The organism is Haladaptatus sp. (assembly GCF_049589095.1).
Lineage (GTDB): Archaea > Halobacteriota > Halobacteria > Halobacteriales > Haladaptataceae > Haladaptatus.
Genome location: NZ_JBAWAC010000631.1, coordinates 1 through 2,560, shown reverse-complemented (window position 1 = coordinate 2,560; position 2,560 = coordinate 1). Strand labels below are relative to the sequence as shown.

Sequence of the window (2,560 nt, the reverse complement as noted above, 5' to 3'; positions counted from 1 at the left end):
AGACGAGGCGCTTCCGCAATAGTCGCCTCACTGTTCGAAAACAGTCCGTTCAGATGGTGGGCTTGTGCCTGTTGCAGTTCGTCGCTGGCACCCGTCCCACCATATACGTCCGCTACAGAATTTGTCGAAATTTTGGTATTCCTTGAGACAGTAACCTCACTATTTTGTGCCCCTCCGTCGAACTTGATGCGTTTTTGGGACTCTCCAGAGGTATCCGTATCCCGGAGAACGTCCTTTAAAACCCGGATGAGCGAGTCCGTAACCATTGTTGGCGAATCAAGACACTAGCCGAATATAAAACTTTAGTAAAATCTCAAAATAGATAATGGGTCTGTTATTATTTAGATGTGATTTCTGATACTATGCTCTTCCACCGAGTTTCGAAAGCGCGGAGAAAGCACGCTTTCGGACATCCTCGTCCTCGGTCGTATCTACGAGATCGTCAAGCCGTTCCCGTGAGCGTTCACCCCCGACCTTCCCGAGACCGAACGCGGCCATTGCTTGTGCATCCGTCGTCGCTTCGGAGTCGGAGAGCACTTCCAGGAGCGCGGTTTCGACCGATTTACCGCCGATCGCTGCGAGGCTGGTGACGGCGAACTGTGCCGTCATACCGTCGTCGGCGTCCAACACACCCACGAGTGTCTCGATTGCTTCCCACCGGTTTTGGGTACCTGTCACCCGACCAAGCAACCAAGTCGCGTTGCGGCGCTGGTGTGCCTGTGATCCCTCTTCGATGATCTCGACGAGCGACGTGACGACGACACGATGCTCGCTCGTACTGAGCTTTTCGACCATCGTCTCCCGGAGCTCGTGGCTCTTCTCCGGTGGTACGTTCGAGAGCAACTCGATGAGGGAGAACACGGCCGCCTTTCGAACCGCATCCGATTTGTCCCCTAGCAGTTCGATGAGGGCGTCGAGAGGTCTCTCACTACCGAAGGTCCCGAGCGATCCGGCGGCGATTCGTCGCACCGCTTCGGCAGGGTCGTTGAGCATGCCGAGCAGAGCGGAAAGCGCCTCGTCACCTTGCATCCGACCGAGCGCTTCCGCCGTCTCCCGGCGGACTTCGACTGCCTCGTCGGTTCGTCGCTCGGCGAGGTGGGACACTGCTCGTTTGTCCTCAAGCCGTCCCAGTGCACGTGCGATACGCGAGCGAACTCGGGGATCCGGGTCCGACAACTGCCGAATCAGATCCTCGGTCGCAGAGCGGCTCCCGATCCGTCCGAGAACGTTCGCGGCGGCCATTCGAAGTTCCGGCTGATCGGACGTGAGCGCGTCCGTGAGTTCCTCCGCTCGCGCCCACTCCGCTCTACTTCCGCTGATCTCCTCGCCAACGATGGCCGCGATGAGTTGTTCGACCGCTTCCCGTTGGTCGAGGGCGTCGATGGCGGCTGCTCGAACCGCAGCGTTCGGATCGTCCTGTGCGGCCGTCGTCAGTGAGTCCACGACCTCGTCGTCCGGGACATCGAGGTCGCCGAGGATTTCTGCGGCTCGCTGTCGAACGGTGTCGTTGTTGCTTTCGCCGAGCACCGTGACGAGGCGTTCAGCGTCGGCCTCTTTTTCGAGGGTAAACAGCGATGTCACGGATTGGAATTATTGTAGGGGATAAAAAATCTACCTTTTCAAAGAAACGTAGTGACTCATTATTGGGGAAAAGTTGCACCAAAAAGAAAGAGAATATCTGGTTAGACCGTCACCGCGCTCTCCTGGGAGAGCGACTGCGGGACGTTCACGCGGTAGAGCGTGACTGCACCGTACTGCGTGGTGAGTCGAAGTTCGGCCGTCTGACCCTCGGAGAGTCCGTAGACGTTGTTACCAGTGATTCCCGACGCGTTCAGGGAGATCGTGAAGCGGTCGTCCTGACTGTTGAGAACGGGAACCGAATCGTCGCCGTCCTTGATGGCCGAGACGGTGAATTGGGTATCGTTCGCGCTGCTGCCGTTCACGAGCGTCACTGCCTTGTTCGGGCCGATCCACTCGATGGTGGCCGTGGAGAGGTTGATGTCGTCCGAACCCGACCCGCGCATGACCGTCAAGTTGACCGTATCGACGTACTCCTTTCCGTTCTGATCGTAAGCACCGGTGCCATCGAGCGTCGTCACGTTACCGAAGCCGAAGACGACTTGAACGCGGTTGGAGACCTGTGCCGTGCTGTCCTGGCCCGTCTGCTCGGATTTGGATTGGAGGAAGCCCGCCGTGTTGATGAGCACACCGGCCGCGATCGCCGCGACCAGCACCATCGCGATGAACACGATGAGCGTTCCGATACCGACCTGACCTCGATTATTGAGGCGCTGTTGAATTGCGTCTTTCATGATTTCTCACTTCATGTCCGAATAGAAATATATAGTGACTCGGACTCTATGCGGAACGAATCAAAGGATTGTATTAAATCTACGTATGGCACTGTCTAGATAAGGACGAGCAGGTCGAAGAGTTAGTGATTGATGCTACTCTCAAACCTGCTCAAAAAGAGTTTAGACACGGCTATGCTTGAATGTTGGGAGCGTGAGCGGACGGCGAGGATGTCGCCCCGATAGAGATCAAAGAGCCACCGCTCTAC

Annotated in this window: 3 protein-coding genes and 1 pseudogene; 1 reads left to right on the top strand and 3 read right to left on the bottom strand. The window is 56.9% G+C overall.

The features are described from left to right. The 3 genes from WBV42_RS20035 to WBV42_RS20025 all read right to left on the bottom strand — a co-directional run. On the bottom strand, positions 1-266 hold a 266-nt coding region (locus tag WBV42_RS20035; RefSeq protein WP_423987598.1), incomplete at its 3' end, for a hypothetical protein. Positions 267-360: 94 nt separating this feature from the next. Next, positions 361-1,581, bottom strand: coding sequence for a HEAT repeat domain-containing protein (locus tag WBV42_RS20030; protein ID WP_423987597.1), 1,221 nt, complete (start codon positions 1,579-1,581; stop codon positions 361-363). A gap of 101 nt (positions 1,582-1,682) precedes the next feature. Then, the gene (locus tag WBV42_RS20025; RefSeq protein WP_423987596.1) at positions 1,683-2,312 is read right to left on the bottom strand and encodes an archaellin/type IV pilin N-terminal domain-containing protein; all 630 of its coding nucleotides are present in this window, start codon (positions 2,310-2,312) and stop codon (positions 1,683-1,685) included. A gap of 132 nt (positions 2,313-2,444) precedes the next feature. Here WBV42_RS20025 and WBV42_RS20020 point away from each other — a divergent pair. Then, positions 2,445-2,519 (top strand): annotated as a pseudogene (locus tag WBV42_RS20020) (IS6 family transposase); the annotation flags it as partial. Positions 2,520-2,560 lie beyond the last annotated feature (41 nt).